The sequence below is a fragment of the Saccharothrix espanaensis DSM 44229 genome (assembly GCF_000328705.1).
GTDB lineage: Bacteria > Actinomycetota > Actinomycetes > Mycobacteriales > Pseudonocardiaceae > Actinosynnema > Actinosynnema espanaense.
The window spans coordinates 3,518,292-3,534,879 of the sequence record NC_019673.1; the positions used below are offsets into that span (position 1 = coordinate 3,518,292).

Genomic DNA, 16,588 nt, shown 5'->3' on the forward strand with positions numbered 1-16,588 from the left:
ACTCGCATCACGTCAGGGCTGGATCAGCCAGGGTCACGGCGTGCCGCTCAGGTGAGCGGTGGAGGGTGGGTCAGCGGTTGCGGACGGCGCAGGCCGGGGTGGAGGCACCGCGTTTGCCGTCGCCGTTCACGCTGAACGCGAGGACCTGGTAGCAGTACTCGCGGGCTTGCGGGTCCAGTCCGGTGACCGTGTGCCGGGTGACCCCGGCGACCACCGTCACCACCGGGTCGTGCTTGCCGCCCGTCACGTCCATCAGCACGAACTGGGCCTGCCCGTCGGTCGGGTCGGTCCAGAGCACGTCGATGCTGGAACCGTTGTCCTCCAACCGGTTCAGCGTCGGGGCGAAGGTCGGGTCGATGCCCGGGTCCTCGGCCGCCGTCACGCCGGTGGTCACGCCGGTCGTCACGATCGGGGCGGTGGTCGTCGTGGTGGGGAGTGTCGCGGTCGTGCCGCCGCGGTCCTGGGTAGCCCACAGGGCGCCCGCCGCCACCGCCGACACCACGGCGATCGCCGAGAAGACCAGCGCACGGGGGTTGCGGCGGTGCTTCGGCGGTGGTTCGGGCAGGGTGACCAGCGGCGGCGCGGGTGGCGGCAGCACCGGGCGGGGCCGGGCGTCGTGCCGGACGGTCAGGTCCGCCAGGTCCTCGGTCCAGCTGCGCACCGGCTCCGGCGCGACCTCCGCGGGCTCGGCCGGCGCGGGCTCGGCCGGCGGGCGCGGGCCGAAGTCCGGGATCGCTGTCGGGCCCTCCGGGATCTGCTCCCGCACCTCCCGGCGCACCGCCGCGGTGTGGTCCGGGTCGACGCCCGCCTGCGGTGTCCACGTCGGCACCGCCGCCAGCGCGGCCCGCAGCGCGGCGGCGTCCGGGAACCGGTCCTCACGTGCCTTGGCCAGGCACTTCACGATGATCGCGATCAGCTCCGGCGGCACGTCCCGGCGCAGCAGCGACCTCGGCGCGGCCGACCGCACGCGTCCCAGGTAGCCGAGCATGGTGTCCTGCTCGGGCGTCGAGGACGCGAACGGCGGCTGCCCGTCGAGCAGGGTGAACAGCGTCGAGCCCAGCGACCACAGGTCGTCCGACGCCGCCGGCGGGTGCCCCTCGACCATCTGCGGCGCGGCGTGCCGGTAGCTGACCAGTTGCAGCGACGCCGAGTGCCCGGCGTCCGCGCCGCGCGCGATGCCGAAGTCGGCCAGCACGTAGGACGTCGGCAGCACCAGGATGTTCTGCGGCTTCACGTCCCGGTGCAGGATGCCCTGGCCGTGCGCGAACGCCAGCGCGTCGGCCACCGCGATGCCCGCGGCGATCACGTCGGCGACCGGCAGCGGGCCGCGCTCCCGGAGCCGGTCGTGCAGCGAGCCCAGGTCGTAGTACTCCATCACGATGCACGGCCGGCCGGCGACCGAGCCGGTGTCCAGCACGGTCACGACGTGCGGGTGCTGGCGGCCCAGCCGGACGGTGATCTCCAGCTCCCGGCGGAACCGGGCGAGGGTGTCCGGGTCGGTCACGTCGAGGACCTTCACCGCGACGTCGCGCCCGAGGCCGTCCTGGCTCGCCCGGTACACGGTGCCCTCCCCGCCGTGCGCGACCAGCCGGAAGTCGCTGTAGCCGGGCAGCGAGATCGTCGGAGCCGTGGCGGCGGAGGGCTTCGGTGCCCAGGCCTGGAGGTCGTCGGACGGGTCCACCCGCGGATCCTATCCGGCGGGCCGGCGCGGGATCGACACCTCCGAATGGGGGTGGTGCGGCGCGGCTCACCGCCCCAGGCTCGGGTGATGAGCTTCCGCGACGCCCGTGACCTGCTCCTGCGCCACGCGACGGACTACGCCGCCGCGCGCGAGGCGTTCACCTGGCCCGAACTCGACGAGTTCAACTGGGCGCTGGACTGGTTCGACGTGATCGCGCGGGACAACGACCGGATCGCGCTGTGGATCGTGGAGGAGGACGGGTCCGAGGGGCGCTGGACGTTCGCGGACCTGGCCCGCCGCTCGGACCAGGTGGCGAACTGGTTGCGGGACAACGGGGTGCGCCGGGGCGACCGGGTCGTGCTGATGCTGGGCAACCAGGTCGAGCTGTGGGAGGTGCTGCTGGCCGCGATGAAGCTCGGCGCGGTGGTCATCCCGGCCACCACGCTGCTGGGGCCGGTCGACCTGCGCGACCGGGTCGGGCGCGGGGGAGCGCGGCACGTGGTGACGGGGTCGGCGGACGCGCCGAAGTTCGTCGACGTGCCCGGCTCGTACACCCGGATCGCGGTCGGCGGCCGGGTCTCCGGCTGGCTCGACCACGCGGACTCCGCTGCCGCGTCGGCGCAGTTCACGCCCGACGGTGTCACGCGCGGTTCGGACACGTTGTTGCTGTACTTCACCTCTGGCACGACCGCGCGACCGAAGCTGGTCGAGCACACGCACGTGTCGTACCCGGTCGGGCACCTGTCCACGATGTACTGGATCGGCTTGGAACCGGGCGACGTGCACCTCAACATCTCGTCGCCGGGGTGGGCGAAGCACGCGTGGAGCAACGTGTTCGCGCCGTGGAACGCCGAGGCGACGGTGTTCGTGCACAACTACACCCGGTTCGACCCGGCGCGGCTGATGTCCGAGATGGACCGTTGCGGTGTCACCAGCTTCTGCGCGCCGCCGACCGTGTGGCGGATGCTGATCCAGGCCGACCTGACCGCGTTGCGCACGCCGCCGCGCAAGGTGGTCGGCGCGGGCGAGCCGCTCAACCCCGAGGTGATCGAGCGGGTCCGCGCGGCGTGGGGGGTGACGATCCGGGACGGGTTCGGCCAGACCGAGACCACCGTGCAGATCGCCAACACCCCGGGCCAGCCGGTGAAACCGGGCTCGATGGGCCGCCCCGCGCCGGGCTACCCGGTGGTGCTGGTCGACCCGGTGACCGGGGAGCCGGGCGCGGAGGGCGAGATCTGCCTGGACCTCGCGCACCGGCCGCTGGGCCTGATGGTCGGCTACCACGGCGACGCCGAGCGGACCGCCGAGGTGATGCGCGACGGCTACTACCACACCGGTGACGTCGGGTCGGTGGACGAGGACGGGTACCTGACCTACGTGGGACGCACCGACGACGTGTTCAAGGCATCGGACTACCGGATCTCGCCGTTCGAGCTGGAGAGCGTGCTGCTGGAGCACGAGGCGGTGGCCGAGGCGGCGGTGGTGCCCGCCCCGGACCCGCTCCGGCTGGCCGTGCCGAAGGCGTACGTGGTGCTCGCGGCCGGGTTCGAGCCGGGGGAGGAGACGGCGCTGGCGATCCTGCGGCACGCGCGCGAGAACCTGGCCCCGTACAAGCGGATCCGCCGGCTGGAGTTCGCGGAGCTGCCGAAGACGATCTCCGGCAAGATCCGCCGGGTCGAGCTGCGCGGCCGGGAGACCGGCGAACGCCCGGCCGGCGAGTACCGCGACGAGGACTTCCCGGCCTTGCGCCACCCCTGACCCCCACCCCCTCACCGCTCCACCGCCCCCGCTCCGCCTCGCCGCTCCACTGCCCGGCGCTCCACTGCCCGGCGCTCCACCTCGGCGCTCCACCGCTCGGCGGCGGCCTCGCCGGTTCCGCTCGGCGGTTCCGGCGGCGGCCTCACCGGTCCCCACGTTCGCTGTTCGACGCCGCCGGCGGGACTAGCGGCGGACTAGCGGTCCTCGCCGGTGGTCTGGTCGCCGCGCCACGCGGCGAGACCGGGTTCGGTGGGGCGGGTGCCGGGGAAGGCGTCGGCGAGCACGCGGGCGTAGCGGCGGCCGTCGGGGGTGGTCAGGTCCGGTGGGCGCAGCCACGGGGCGAGGTGCACCCGGGTGCCGGTCGCCTCGCCGCCGACGACCAGGACGTCCGGCGCGTCCGGCACGATCGCCCGGCCGCCGCGCGCGGCCTCGTCGCGGACCGCCGCCGCCGCTTCCGCCGACCGCGTCGACGTGTCGGCGACCAACGAGAACTCCCGGGGCAGCGCGGAAACCTGTGCCCGCAGCGCGCGGGCGTCGGTGTCGGTCAACCGGGGCCACGGCGGTTCTGCTTTGCCTGCCAGCAGGGCGGCCAGGGCGGCGTCGGCGTACTCGGTGCCGTCCGGGCCCCGGACGTCCGGCCCGGTCCACGGGTCGCTGCCGGGGTTCACCGGCACGGTCGCGCGGGCGCCGTCACGGCCCAGCCACAGCGAGCCCCGGCCCGGGTCGAGCCACACCAGCGCCCACCGGCCGGACGCGCCGGGCCGCTCTTCGGCGCTCACCAGGGCGTTCTCGGCGTTGCCGACGCGCAGCGGGGCGTCCGGCACGCGCACCACGTTCCAGCCCGGCCGGTGCGGGGCGACCAGGACGTCCACCGGTTCGCCGGCCACGGCGACCCTGGTCAGCATCGGGCCGGACGGCGGCGTGGCCAGGTGGCCGGCCAGCGTCACCTGGGCCAGGCCGGCGAGCAGCGCCACGGCCAGTCCCGCGCCCACCACCCGCACGACGACGGTGGGCGGGCACAGCGCGGCCCACCCGACCCCCGCGAATCCGGCCATCAGCACGAGGTGCGCCCCGGACAGCGGCGGTCCGGCGAACCACAGCGCGGTGGCCACCGCGGCGAGCACGACGGCGGCCAGCACGGCGTGGGCGAGCACCGGGATCTTCTCGCGCAGCAACGGGGGTGCCAGCAGGGCCGCGATCAGCGCGACCGCCGCCGGGCCGGGCAGCCACGTCGCGTCGGCGACCAGCAGCGCGACCACGCCACCGGCCGCCGCGACGGCGGTGACGACGCGCCGGGTCAGCGCGCCGCCGGAGGTGAACGGGCGGGCCAGGGCCCAGCCCGCCACGATCGTCACCGTGATCAGCAGCAGCAGCCGCAGGATCGTGAACCCGAGCGGCAGGGCTACCGTTCCGTGCTCGTGCACGGCGTCACGCCGCGGTCGGGACCGCGCACGTGCACCGCATCTGCTCGCGTTCGGCCGGCGTGGGGCGCAGGTGCATCACCATCGCGACCACCATCGGCACGAACACCACGAAGTTGTAGAACAGGTGCAGTTCCACGCGTGGCACGATGAGCTGGATGACGCTGGTCGGCACCGGGCGGCCGAGCAGGTTGGCGCCGGTGGACGACTGGACGATCAGCAGCAGGTGCTCGATGTGGTGCCAGAACTGCAATCCCAGCGCGACGCCCCACCACGTGCGGGACCGACCGGTGAAGCCCTTGCGGAGGGCGAACAGCCCCACCAGCATCACCAGCGCGAAGCCGTAGTGCAGGACCTCGGAGCTGATCAGCCAGGGGAACGGGATGCCGAGCACGCCCCGGGACTGGGGCGCCGGCCACCCCAGCACGTAGATCTGCACGGCTTGGGCGATGTGCTCGGCCCAGTGCGCGATGACGACGAACATGAACGAGTACAGCGCCGCTTTGTGCCAACGGGTGTTGAGCCCGTCCAGCAGGCCGGTCGTGCCGCCCACGGCGTGCGATCGGACTCCGGTGTGTGCCACAGATCCTCCCGTGTGTCCGGCGGGTGGGTTTCCGGGTCCGAGCATAACGGTGTTACGGCTGGATTTGGCCCTGGCCGGGGCACAACTGCGGCACTGCGCACGAACCAAGAAACCGTCACGCACGAACCGAGAAAATTTCACGCAGGAACCGAGAAGCCGTCACGCACGAACCGAGGAAACCTCACGCGTGAGCCGGGATGCCGGCCCGCGACCGCTCCGCGTCAGACGGGTTCGGGGAGCGGGAACAGCCGGAGGAACCGCTCCACCCGCGTCCGGTCGCCGGTGACCGAGACCTCGGCCGCCGCCTCGGCGTCGGTCAGCACGCCGTCGTTCCACAGCAGTTCGGCCAGCGTCCGCGGGGTGGTGGCCAGCACGGCGTCCGGGGCCTCGGGCTCGGCGCGCCGGACGTGCAGGCCGTCGGCGAACCGCACGTGGAACCGGTCGTCGCCCAAGCGCACGGCCAGGTCCGCGGTGAACCCGGCGGCGATGTCCGGCCGGTACAGGGTCTTCACCGCCAGCATCACCGAATCGGGGCCCAGGTCCCCGTCGCGCGGCAGGCCGGGGGACCGCGCGCCCCACCGGCCCAGCGCGATGACCATGGGTTCCAGCCCGTAGCCCCACGGCGTCAACTCGTAGACCCGCGCGGAGGACGGCGGCGCGAGCTTGCGGCGGCACAGGACGCCCGACTCCTCCAGTTCGCGCAGTCGCAGGGACAGCACGTTCGGGCTCGCCCCGGGCAGCCCGGCGCGCAGGTCGGTGAACCGCTTGGGGCCGAACAGCAGCTCGCGCACGACCAGCAGTGCCCACCGCTCGCCCACGACGTCCAGGGCGTGTGCCATCGCGCAACGGTCGTGGTACTTGCGCTTGGTCACCATCGACTCACCCTACCCGCGGAAGTACGGAATTCTTATCTTCAGGTTGCCGGTGAGGACTTGTCCCCCGACCCCTGCGGCGATGACGTGTTCGGGGCCATCCCACGTCGCCCTTGACCCAGCGGACCCCGGCCCCGCCGCCGAAGCTTGCGGACGGGACTGCCCGGCTCATCCGCGCGGTGTGCCCACCCGGACGGGCGCGCGCAGCCGGGTGGCCAGCAGCGCGCCCAGGAACACCGATCCGGCCACGACGAGCAGCGCGGGCCGGGCCGCGCCGAGGAACGCCGCCTCGAACGCCTCGTCACGTGCGCCGAAGCCTGTCACGAGCGCCGACCGCACGTCCCGCGCGGGGTCGCCGTCGCGCAGCGCGTCGGCCAGCCGGTTCTGCAGCACCGCGCCGACGACCGCCGCGCCCAGCGCCGCCCCGATCTGCCGGGCGGTGGTGAGCACCCCCGACGCCGCCCCGGTGTGCTCCGGCGCCACCCCGCGCATCGCCTCGGTCGTGGTCGGCGCGATCGCCAGGCCCATGCCGACGCCGACCGCCGCCATCGGCGCCAGGAACGCGCCGGAGGACGCGTCGGCGCCCGGCAGGAACGCCACCCCGAGCACGCCGAGCCCGTAGACCGACAGGCCGACGACCAGCGGGACCCGCCCGCCGAGCCGGTCGGCCAGCCGCCCGCCGAGCGGGGCCACCGCGCTGAGCGCCACCGTCCACGGCAGCGCCGTCACCCCGGACACCAGCGGGCTCATGCCGAGCAGGACCTGGGTCTCCAGCACGAACACGAGCAGCAGCCCGTACAGCGAGAACGACGTGAGCAGCGTGATCAGCACCGGGACGCGGTAGCCGGGGTCGCGCACCAGCGCCGGCGGCACGAGCGGCTCCGGCCGGCCCCGCTCCCACCGCACGAACGCGACCGCGAGCACGACGCCCAGCGCGAGCACCCCGGGCACGGTCACCGGCCCGGCGATCGTGCCCCACTCGTGCCGTTGCCCCTCGACCAGCCCGAACACCAGGGCCACCAGCGCGGCGGTGGCGAGCACGACGCCCACCACGTCGAACCGGTGCGGCCGAGCGGTCCGCCGCTCCGGCACGAACCGCACCGCCAGGTACGCGCCGAGCAGCCCGAGCGGCACGTTGAGGTAGAACACCGACGGCCAGCCGAACTCGGTGACCAGCAGCCCGCCCAGGGTCGGCCCGCACACCGCCGCGACCCCGGCCACCGCCGTGAACACGCCGAACGCCGCCCCGCGCCGGTCGGCCGGGAACACCGCCGAGATCAGCACCAGCGCCTGCGGTGTCAGCGCCGCCGCGCCGACGCCCTGCACGACCCGGGCCGCCACCAGCACGCCGGGCGTCCCGGACAGTCCGCACAGGACGGACGCGGCGGTGAAGACGAGCAGCCCCGCGACGAACACCGCGCGCGGCCCGACCACATCGCCGACCCGGCCGAAGACGACCAGCAGCGCCGCGAACGCCAGCAGGTAGCCGTTGAGCACCCAGACCACGTCGTCCAGGCCCGCGCCGAGGTCGGCCATGATGTCCGGCGCGGCGGTGTTGACGATCGTGGTGTCCAGCAGGATCAGGAAGTTCGCCAGGCACAGCACCGCCAGCGCCCGCCACGCGGCGCGCACCTCAGACCGCCGCGGTCCGCGCGGTCAGGGCGGTCACCCGGCGCGCGGCGGTGAACGCCGCCCAGCCGGCCAGGTCCACCAGCGCCGCGTCGTCGCCGCCGAACGCCGCCACGGCCGCGTCGTCCACCTGGTACGAGGCGAACGCGACGAGCAGCGCCAGCACCGTGCCCGGCCGCTCGTCGGCGGGCAGCCCGGACACCGCCTCCCGCGCCCAGTCCCGGCCCAGGCCGGGCGGCGCCCCGTCCCACCCGGCGATCCGCGCGGCCACGAGGTCCCGCGCCTCCTCGGACAGCACCCGCGCGCCGGCCGCGTCGAACGCCGCCGCGGTCCGGCCGAGCGCGTCCCCCACCGCGGGGTCGTTGCCGGCCCAGTCGAGGTCGGGCGGCAGCGGGGCGGCCGGCAGCAGGTCCAGTGCCGCGCCGCGCGGGTACTCGCGGCGCGCTCCGGCGGCCATGAAGCGCCCGAGCAGCTGTTCGGCGAACGCGGGCGCGCCGGCGGGCAGCGGCGAGTCGTCCAAGAACACGTTCACCACCCGGTTGAGGTAGTGGAACGCGAGCACGACGCCGAGCAGCTCGGGGGTCTGCTCCTCCGGGATCGGCCGGTCGTCACCCGAGCGCCCGGCGGCCGGGTGCGCCGCCAACCGGTCCGCCCACGCCTCGACGGCGGCGAACGACCCGCCGAGCCGGTCCAGGGTGGCCTGGTGGACGGTCACGCAGTACGGGCAGGTGTTCTGCCGTGAGACGGCGGCGGCCACGGCCTCCTTGGTGGCCCGCGACGCCGATCCGGACGCGATCAGCGTCTCGCGCAACAGGACCCAGCACGCGGTGAGCGCGGTCGGCGAGGGGGAGTGCAGCGCGACGGGCGCGGCGAGCATCCCGAAGTCGGCTTCCGCCTGCCGGTAGACGGCGGCGACCGGTCCTCGCGCGGCGTGCGGCGGGACGGGGGTGACGTACCGGATCGACTTGAGGGATCGGCGGAGCGCGGTGCGGACGATGCCCATGGGGACTCCCGGGTTGCGTGCGCCGGTGAACGGCGTGACGGGTGGGTTTCTTCACGCAACTCGTGGCTACCACGGGCCGGCGCCCGGTCGCACGCACGACGGCCGGAGCTGCTCCATACCCCGCACGCTTGAAGTGGTCGGGGGAGCGGTGGGCGCGGTCGATCGTGAACTACGCGCACGACCGAGGCAGGCCGCAGAGGGCTGTCGACCGGGCGGGGCGTCCCCGCCCGGTCCGGCGCGCCGGGTCAGACGCCGAGCGCCTTCTCGGCCAGCCTGGTGCCCTCGACCCGGGCGGCGATCTTGGCGAACGCGACGTCCCGGGAGGTCGACGTGTCGTCGGCGAACGGCGAGAACCCGCAGTCGTCGCAGGTGCCCAGCGACTCGACCGGGACGAACTCGACGGCCTCCAGCACCCGGTCGCGCACCTCCTCCGGGGTCTCCACGCGCGGGTCGATCGGGTCGGTCACGCCGATGAACAGCCGTCGCTCCTCGGGCAGCGAGTCCTTGATGACGCCCAGCACCCGGCGGCGGTCCGGCTCGCCGGCCAGCTGCACGTAGAACGAGCCGGCGCGCAGCGTGAACAGGTCGGGCAGCAGGTCGGCGTAGTCCACGTCGGCGCTGTGCGTGGCGTCCCAGTCGCCGCCGGGGCAGGTGTGCACGCCGATCCGGGCGCGCTCCTGCTCCGAGAACCGGTCCAGGACCTGGTTGTTCACCGCGATCAGGTCGTGCAGCACGCCCTTGGAGGGGTCGAGCTTGAGCGACAGCCGGGCTTCGGTGAAGTCGAGCTGCACGCTGTGCGCGCCGCCGTCCAGGCAGGTCCGGATGTCGGCCTCGGCCTCGTCGAGCAGGTCGGCCAGGAACCGCTCGCGGGGGTAGCCGTCGATGCCGTCCTGCGGGTAGAGCAGGCTCAGCGCGGACGGCGCGATCACCGCCTGCTTGACCGCCGCCGACGTGTGCCCTCGCGCCGCTCGCAGGTGGTCCGCGGCGTGCGCGGCGTACCGGAACGGGCCGCTGGTCAGTCGCGGCAACTGCCGGGTGTGGCCGTCGGAGAACGGCACCACCAGGCCGTCCGGGGCGAGGTCGGCGATGCCGGAGACCGGGTAGGTGAGGAAGCTCGGCTTGGCCTGCTCGCCGTCGGTGACCACCGGCGAGCCGGTGGCCTCGAACCGGCGGACGGTGTCCGCCACGGCCCGGTCGGTCAGCGCTCCCAGCGCGTCGGCGTCGATGGTCCCGGCGGCGAAGTCGTGCTGGGCCTGGATCAATTCCGCAGGACGGGGAATGCTGCCGATGGGCTCGGTCGGAATGGTCATGGTTCTCCCCTGGAACGAGTGTCGGGCAGGGTCGGCTGCTAGGCGACGCGGGGTGGAACAGTAGGGCGATGATCAGCGCGGGGCGTACCGGCTGAATGGTGAAGCGGGTCCGCCGAAAAGGGGACACCCGTTTCAACACAGCGTTACCCGACGTCGTTGGCGCACGCCGTCGGGCCACTGCCCGGCGACGCGGTCAGCGCACTCCGCGAGGGCGGAACTGGATGCTGATCCGGGGGCCCGCCGGCCGGGCGGTCTTGGGCACGGCGTGCTCCCACGTGCGCTGGCAGGACCCGCCCATGACGACCAGGTCGCCGTGGCCCAGCGCGTACCGGACGGTCGCGCCGCCGCCGCGCGGCCGCAGCGCGAGAGCGCGCGGCGCGCCCACCGACAGGATCGCCACCATCGTGTCCTCGGCGGAGCCGCGACCGATCGTGTCGCCGTGCCAGGCGACGCTGTCCCGGCCGTCGCGGTAGTGGCACAGGCCCGCCGTGCGGAACGGCTCGCCCAGCTCGTCCGCGTACCACCGGCTCAGCGCGTCGCGGGCGTCGGTGAGCACCGGGTGGGGCAGGGGTGTGCCCTCGCCGTAGAAGCACAGCAGGCGCGGCACGTCGACCACGCGCTCGTACATCTGCCGGCGCTCGCCCCGCCAGGGGACGCCGGTCGCCAGGTGCCGGAACAGCTCGTCCGCGCCGGTGAGCCAGCCGGGCAGCACGTCGATCCACGCGCTGCCGTCCAGCGCGGTGCGGCGGACACCGGTCAGCGGGCGCAGGCCGAGGGGCTCCGCGCCGCCGTCGAACAGCGACACCTGCATGACGCGAAGCCTAGCCGAGGTCGAACACATGTTCGACCGCAGCGAGCACTATTCCTTCAGTGCATACTGAAGATCAGCCCGGCCGGTGGTCCGGCCGACGATCACGCGTCCGGTTCGGGCTTACGCCGACGGCCGCCCGTGCGGACCGGCTTGGCCGGGTCCTCCACGGGTTCCGCGGCGGCGGTCTTCGCCTCGGGTTTCACCGGTTGGTCGGCGAGCAGGATGGCAGCCAGCTCGTCGTAGATCGGTGTGCTGCTCATGGGCGGTCACGTACCCCTTTCAAGCGAAAGCTACACGCGCCTGCGAACAGGGGAACGGCCAGGGTTGGCAAACGGATCAACGCCTGCCGGAATTCGCCGGCCCCGGATCGACCAGCGCGGAGGGTAATGGTTCCACAACGGACGGAGCACGCGCGGCAGTGCACCCCATTTCGGGGTCGGCGTGTCGCGCACCGACCCGGGCCGTCCCAGGTGGGCGGGGTCGGACGGGCTGTTCCGATGAGCCCGCACCGGCCGCGCCGCACCCGCCGCCGGCCGTCCCGGGCATGCCGATCCGTTCGTAGTGGAACGATCCCTGACAAGGCGACCGCGGAGGGGTGCGGCGGTGTTAAGTTGGGGAAAGGTCCCGAGGTGGGCCGGAGTGCGAAGGAGCCTGGGATGCCGACCGTGCGCCGACCTGCCGCGCAGACCCGTGAGCACGTGCTCGCGATCGCGCACGACCTCTTCTACTGGAACGGCATCCGGGCGGTCGGGGTGGACCGGATCGCGGCCGAGGCGGCGATCGCGCCGACCACCCTCTACCGGCTGTTCGCCTCCAAGGACGACCTGGTCGCCGCCTACCTGGAGCGGGCCGACGAGCGCCACCGGTCGTGGTTCCTGCGGGCGTCGGCCGACGACGGGCGGGGCGTGCGGGAGCGGATCCTGGCGGTGTTCGACGAGCTGGTGGTGCAGGTGCAGCCGGAGCGGTCGCGCGGGTGCCCGTTCCTGATGGCGCTGGCCGAGTTCCCCGACCCGGCGCTGCCCGCGCACCGCAACGCGATCGCCACCAAGGCGTGGGTGCACGGCCAGTTCACCCGATTGGCGCAGGAGTTGGCCGAGACCGGCGGGGTGGCGGACGCGGAGGCGCTGGGCGCGGAACTCGCGCTGGTCATGGAGGGTGTGTACGCCACCGTCCAGTCGATGGGGGTCGGTGGTCCGGCGCGCCGGTCGCGCGCGTTGGTGGAGTTGCTGCTCGCCGGCTGACCCGGCTTACCGGTACCGTCCGGCGGCGGGTGAGCCGACACACACGACACTTGCACTTCCGATAGATGGATGTCCTAGTAATCTGAGGACAGTTCCGCGATGCCGAAGGAGCCGTCGTGTCCGCTGCTGCACCGTTGCACGTTCCCGCGCACCCGGTCCGCTTCGTCACGGCCGCCAGCCTGTTCGACGGCCACGACGCGGCGATCAACATCATGCGCCGCATCCTCCAGTCGCAGGGCGCGGAGGTCGTCCACCTGGGTCACAACCGCTCGGTGCGCGAGGTCGTCGCCGCCGCCGTGCAGGAGGACGTCCAGGGCATCGCCATCAGCGCCTACCAGGGCGGGCACGTCGAGTACTTCAGCTACCTGGTGGAGCTGCTCGCCGAGCGCGGCGCGGAGCACATCAAGGTCTTCGGCGGCGGTGGCGGCGTCATCGTGCCGGAGGAGATCGAGCTGCTGCACTCGCGCGGCGTGGCGCGGATCTTCTCCCCGGCCGACGGCCAGCAGCTCGGCCTGGCCCGGATGATCAACTCGATGATCGAGACGTGCGACCACGACCTGGCCGCCGACACCCCGTCGTCCTGGGACGGCCTGTTCGCGGGCTCCGAGGACGTGCTGGCGCGGGCGATCACGCTGATCGAGGCCGGCCGGCTGCCCGCCGACCTCAAGACCCGGCTGGAGCAGGCCGCCCGGCCGGTGCCCGTGCTGGGCATCACCGGCACCGGCGGCTCCGGCAAGTCCTCGCTGACCGACGAGCTGGTCCGCCGGTTCCGGCTGGACCAGGAGGACAAGCTCCGGATCGCGGTGCTGGCCATCGACCCGACCCGGCGGCGCGGCGGTGGCGCGCTGCTCGGCGACCGGATCCGGATGAACTGCCTGGAGGGCGACCGGGTGTTCTTCCGCTCGCTGGCCACCCGGCGCGCGGGCAGCGAGGTGCCCGACGGCCTGTCCGACGCGATCCTGGCGTGCAAGGCGGCCGGCTTCGACCTCGTCGTGGTGGAGACGCCCGGCATCGGCCAGGGCGACGCGGCCATCGTGCCGTTCGTCGACCACTCGCTGTACGTGATGACGCCGGAGTTCGGCGCCGCGTCGCAGCTGGAGAAGATCGACATGCTCGACTTCGCCGACGCGGTGGCGATCAACAAGTTCGAGCGCCGGGGCGCGGAGGACGCGCGCCGCGACGTGGCCCGCCAGCTGGTGCGCAACCGCGAGGCGTTCGGCGTCTCGTGGGAGCAGATGCCGGTCTTCGGCACGTCCGCGGCGACGTTCAACGACGACGGCGTGACGGCCCTGTACCAGCACCTGCGCGACGAGTTGGTGCGGCGCGGGCTGGAGGTGTCGCCGGGGGCGCTGCTGCCGGTGTCCGGCAAGGTGTCCACCGCCGCGTCGACCGTGGTGCCGGCGTCCAAGGCCCGGTACCTGGCGGAGATCGCGGAGACCGTGCGCGGCTACCACCGGGCCACCGAGACCCACGTGGACGCCGTGCGCCGGGCCGCGCACCTGCGGGCCGCGCGCGACGAGCTGGCCGCGGCCGGGCACGACACGGAGCCGATCTCGGACCTGCTGGCCAAGGCCGAGAAGCACGTGGACGGGGTGTCCGCGGAGCTGCTGGAGGCGTGGCCGAAGGTGGTCGAGGACTACAGCGGCGACGAGCTGGTGGTCCGGGTGCGGGACAAGGAGATCCACACCCGGCTGACCCGGGAGACGTTGTCGGGCAACAAGGTCCGTCGGGTGGCGCTGCCGCGCTACGACGACGAGGGCACGCTGCTGCGGTTCCTGCGCAAGGAGAACCTGCCGGGCTACTTCCCGTACACGGCGGGCGTGTTCCCGTTCAAGCGGGACGGCGAGGACCCGGCCCGGATGTTCGCCGGCGAGGGCGACGCGTTCCGCACCAACCGCCGGTTCAAGTACCTGTCCAAGGGCTCGGAGGCGACCCGGCTGTCCACGGCGTTCGACTCGGTGACGCTCTACGGCCGTGACCCCGACACCCCGCCGGACGTCTACGGCAAGATCGGCACGTCCGGCGTGTCCATCGCGACCCTGGACGACATGAAGGCGCTCTACGACGGCTTCGAGCTGACCGCGCCCACCACGTCGGTGTCGATGACCATCAACGGTCCCGCGCCGACCATCCTGGCGTTCTTCCTCAACACGGTGGTCGACCAGCGGATCGACGCGTTCCGCGCGGCCGAGGGCCGGGAGCCGACCGCGGAGGAGGAGGCGCGGCTCAAGGCGTGGGCGCTGGCGAACGTGCGCGGCACGGTGCAGGCCGACATCCTCAAGGAGGACCAGGGCCAGAACACCTGCATCTTCTCCACCGAGTTCTCGCTGCGGATGATGGCCGACATCCAGGAGTGGTTCATCCAGCAGAAGGTCCGCAACTTCTACTCGGTGTCGATCTCCGGCTACCACATCGCCGAGGCCGGCGCGAACCCCATCAGCCAGCTCGCGTTCACCCTGGCCAACGGGTTCACCTACGTCGAGTCGTACCTGGCGCGCGGCATGTCGGTCGACGACTTCGCGCCGAACCTGTCGTTCTTCTTCTCCAACGGGATGGACGCCGAGTACAGCGTGATCGGCCGGGTGGCGCGGCGGATCTGGGCGGTGGCGATGCGCGAGCGCTACGGCGCGAACGACCGCTCGCAGAAGTTCAAGTACCACGTGCAGACCTCGGGCCGTTCGCTGCACGCGCAGGAGATGGACTTCAACGACATCCGCACCACGCTCCAGGCGTTGTGCGCGCTGTACGACAACTGCAACTCCCTGCACACCAACGCCTACGACGAGGCGATCACCACGCCGACCGAGTCGTCGGTGCGCCGGGCGATGGCCATCCAGCTCATCATCAACAAGGAGTGGGGCCTGTCGTCGAACGAGAACCCGTTGCAGGGCTCGTTCGTCATCGACGAGTTGACCGACCTGGTCGAGGAGGCCGTGCTGCTGGAGTTCGACCGGCTCTCCGAGCGCGGCGGTGTGCTGGGCGCGATGGAGACCGGCTACCAGCGCGGCCGGATCCAGGACGAGTCGATGCTCTACGAGCAGCGCAAGCACGACGGCTCGCTGCCGCTGATCGGCGTGAACACGTTCCTGCCGGACAGCGGCGAGCGCGAGCACGTGACGATCGAGCTGGCGCGCGCGACCGAGGACGAGAAGCGCTCGCAGGTCGACCGGACCCGCGCGTTCGCCGCCGCGCACGCCGAGCAGGCCGAGCCCGCGCTGCGCCGGCTCAAGGAGGCCGCGCAGACCGGTGAGAACGTGTTCGCGGTGCTCATGGACGCGGCCCGGGTGTGCACGCTGGGCCAGGTCACCGAGGCGTTCTTCGAGGTGGGCGGGCAGTACCGGCGCAACGTGTGAGCCCGCGGTGTGAGCCCGCTTCGCGTTGCCGGCCGGCGTCGATCCGGTATTCGCGCCGTCCGGCAACGGAACCGGCGGGGCGGGCCCGCGTCGAGGTCCAGGGGGAGCGCGGCGTGGCGAGACCGGTCATGGTGTTCCGGCGGATCGCCGTGGGCGTCCTCCTGCTGGTGATCCCGGTCGGCGCGATCTTCTTCGTGGCCAAGGGGCGCATGAGCTACCTGGCGTCGGAGGGCACGACCGTGCGGGAGTACCTCCGGGCGATCGGGTCGGGCAAGCCGGCGCAGGCGTGCGCGATGCCGGCGGAACAGGCGCGGATCAAGCTGATGGCCGAGCGCAAGCCGACACCTGCGGCGCCGACCGTGGAGGGCGACCGGGAGCGGATCGTGGACTGGGGTCTGGACTCGGTGATGTTCGAGTGAGGCGTCACAGGTAGACGGCGACCGGCACGACGGCCAACTCCCGTCGTTCCGCGTTCCACCCGTTGACCCTGCCGAGGCACCGCGCCTTGAAGACCCCGGACGGCAGGTCGATGCCGCGCAGCGACTCCACCGCGCACGACACCCGGACCTTCGCGGCGTCGTCGGGGTCGTCCGGGTCGCCGAACGGCGCGAGCAGCACCACCGTGTCCCGACCGCGCACGTCGACCCGGAACCGGCCCCGGATCGAGACGTAGGAGTCCAGTTCGCTCAGCGCGACGGGCTCGTCAGCCTTCCGACCCCCGGTGACCTCCTGCCGGACCAGGTCGACCTCCGTCACCCGGCCGACCACATCCGCGTGGAGCTTGTCGTCCAGGTAGACGACCAGGCCGTCGGCCCGGTCGCGGCGTCGCCGCCACAGGCGTACCGCCGGCAGCGCCAACGAGACGAGCAGGAGCGCGGCGGTCGCCGTCCACAGGACCATCCACGGCCACCAAACGCTCCACCACA

General features: G+C 73.2%; 14 protein-coding genes. 4 read left to right on the forward strand and 10 right to left on the reverse strand.

Going from position 1 to position 16,588, the window contains the following annotated elements; all coding sequences use genetic code 11:
- Positions 1–70: 70 nt before the first annotated feature.
- Positions 71–1,681, reverse strand: coding sequence for a protein kinase domain-containing protein (locus BN6_RS41955; protein WP_015100688.1), 1,611 nt, complete (start codon positions 1,679–1,681; stop codon positions 71–73).
- An 87-nt stretch (positions 1,682–1,768) separates the two neighbouring features.
- Between BN6_RS41955 and BN6_RS15930 the strand changes: the two genes are divergently transcribed.
- A complete protein-coding gene (locus BN6_RS15930) occupies positions 1,769–3,439 on the forward strand; it encodes an AMP-binding protein (RefSeq protein ID WP_015100689.1) in 1,671 nt (556 codons plus the stop codon).
- A gap of 194 nt (positions 3,440–3,633) precedes the next feature.
- Here the strand turns inward: BN6_RS15930 and BN6_RS15935 are convergent, their stop codons facing one another.
- The 8 genes from BN6_RS15935 to BN6_RS46675 all read right to left on the reverse strand — a co-directional run bounded on the left by BN6_RS15935 (position 3,634) and on the right by BN6_RS46675 (position 11,328).
- Positions 3,634–4,863, reverse strand: coding sequence for a DUF6239 family natural product biosynthesis protein (locus BN6_RS15935; protein WP_015100690.1), 1,230 nt, complete (start codon positions 4,861–4,863; stop codon positions 3,634–3,636).
- 4 nt (positions 4,864–4,867) lie between these two features.
- Positions 4,868–5,443 carry a hypothetical protein gene (locus tag BN6_RS15940; RefSeq protein WP_015100691.1) on the reverse strand — a complete coding sequence of 192 codons (576 nt, stop codon included), beginning with the start codon at positions 5,441–5,443 and terminating at the stop codon, positions 4,868–4,870.
- Between the two features lie 221 nt (positions 5,444–5,664).
- On the reverse strand, positions 5,665–6,318 hold the full coding sequence (locus BN6_RS15945; RefSeq protein ID WP_015100692.1) for a winged helix-turn-helix transcriptional regulator: 654 nt from the start codon (positions 6,316–6,318) through the stop codon (positions 5,665–5,667).
- A 165-nt stretch (positions 6,319–6,483) separates the two neighbouring features.
- Positions 6,484–7,947: a DHA2 family efflux MFS transporter permease subunit gene (locus BN6_RS15950; protein ID WP_015100693.1), complete on the reverse strand. Its 1,464-nt coding sequence runs from the start codon at positions 7,945–7,947 to the stop codon at positions 6,484–6,486.
- 1 nt (position 7,948) lies between these two features.
- Positions 7,949–8,947 (reverse strand): carboxymuconolactone decarboxylase family protein, encoded by a 999-nt coding sequence (locus BN6_RS15955; RefSeq protein ID WP_015100694.1) that lies wholly within the window; start codon positions 8,945–8,947, stop codon positions 7,949–7,951.
- A 245-nt stretch (positions 8,948–9,192) separates the two neighbouring features.
- Complete coding sequence (locus BN6_RS15960; RefSeq protein WP_015100695.1) at positions 9,193–10,257, reverse strand: cobalamin-independent methionine synthase II family protein; 1,065 nt, start codon at positions 10,255–10,257, stop codon at positions 9,193–9,195.
- 193 nt (positions 10,258–10,450) lie between these two features.
- Positions 10,451–11,068, reverse strand: a complete 618-nt coding sequence (locus BN6_RS15965; protein ID WP_041312911.1) for an alpha-ketoglutarate-dependent dioxygenase AlkB — start codon at positions 11,066–11,068, stop codon at positions 10,451–10,453.
- A 101-nt stretch (positions 11,069–11,169) separates the two neighbouring features.
- Entirely contained in the window at positions 11,170–11,328 is a 159-nt protein-coding gene (locus BN6_RS46675; RefSeq protein WP_015100697.1) for a hypothetical protein, read from the reverse strand.
- Between the two features lie 396 nt (positions 11,329–11,724).
- On the opposite strand from BN6_RS46675, the gene BN6_RS15970 reads away from it, so the two are divergent.
- The 3 genes from BN6_RS15970 to BN6_RS15980 all read left to right on the forward strand — a co-directional run bounded on the left by BN6_RS15970 (position 11,725) and on the right by BN6_RS15980 (position 16,081).
- Complete coding sequence (locus BN6_RS15970) at positions 11,725–12,309, forward strand: TetR/AcrR family transcriptional regulator (RefSeq protein ID WP_015100698.1); 585 nt, start codon at positions 11,725–11,727, stop codon at positions 12,307–12,309.
- Positions 12,310–12,425: 116 nt separating this feature from the next.
- On the forward strand, positions 12,426–15,662 hold the full coding sequence (gene icmF / locus BN6_RS15975) for a fused isobutyryl-CoA mutase/GTPase IcmF (RefSeq protein WP_041312914.1): 3,237 nt from the start codon (positions 12,426–12,428) through the stop codon (positions 15,660–15,662).
- A 113-nt stretch (positions 15,663–15,775) separates the two neighbouring features.
- Positions 15,776–16,081: a hypothetical protein gene (locus BN6_RS15980; protein WP_015100700.1), complete on the forward strand. Its 306-nt coding sequence runs from the start codon at positions 15,776–15,778 to the stop codon at positions 16,079–16,081.
- A gap of 4 nt (positions 16,082–16,085) precedes the next feature.
- Here BN6_RS15980 and BN6_RS41960 read toward each other — a convergent pair whose 3' ends face one another.
- Complete coding sequence (locus BN6_RS41960; RefSeq protein ID WP_051075585.1) at positions 16,086–16,562, reverse strand: hypothetical protein; 477 nt, start codon at positions 16,560–16,562, stop codon at positions 16,086–16,088.
- Positions 16,563–16,588: the final 26 nt, after the last annotated feature.

Bases quoted from the DNA above. Each gene is read 5' to 3' on its own strand.
- BN6_RS41960 (WP_051075585.1), bottom strand. From the start codon at position 16,562: ATGGTCCTGTGGACGGCGACCGCCGCGCTCCTGCTCGTCTCGTTGGCG.
- BN6_RS15965 (WP_041312911.1), bottom strand. From the start codon at position 11,068: ATGCAGGTGTCGCTGTTCGACGGCGGCGCGGAGCCCCTCGGCCTGCGC.
- BN6_RS15955 (WP_015100694.1), bottom strand. From the start codon at position 8,947: ATGGGCATCGTCCGCACCGCGCTCCGCCGATCCCTCAAGTCGATCCGG.
- BN6_RS46675 (WP_015100697.1), bottom strand. From the start codon at position 11,328: ATGAGCAGCACACCGATCTACGACGAGCTGGCTGCCATCCTGCTCGCC.
- BN6_RS15960 (WP_015100695.1), bottom strand. From the start codon at position 10,257: ATGACCATTCCGACCGAGCCCATCGGCAGCATTCCCCGTCCTGCGGAA.
- BN6_RS15945 (WP_015100692.1), bottom strand. From the start codon at position 6,318: ATGGTGACCAAGCGCAAGTACCACGACCGTTGCGCGATGGCACACGCC.
- BN6_RS15970 (WP_015100698.1), top strand. From the start codon at position 11,725: ATGCCGACCGTGCGCCGACCTGCCGCGCAGACCCGTGAGCACGTGCTC.
- BN6_RS15930 (WP_015100689.1), top strand. From the start codon at position 1,769: ATGAGCTTCCGCGACGCCCGTGACCTGCTCCTGCGCCACGCGACGGAC.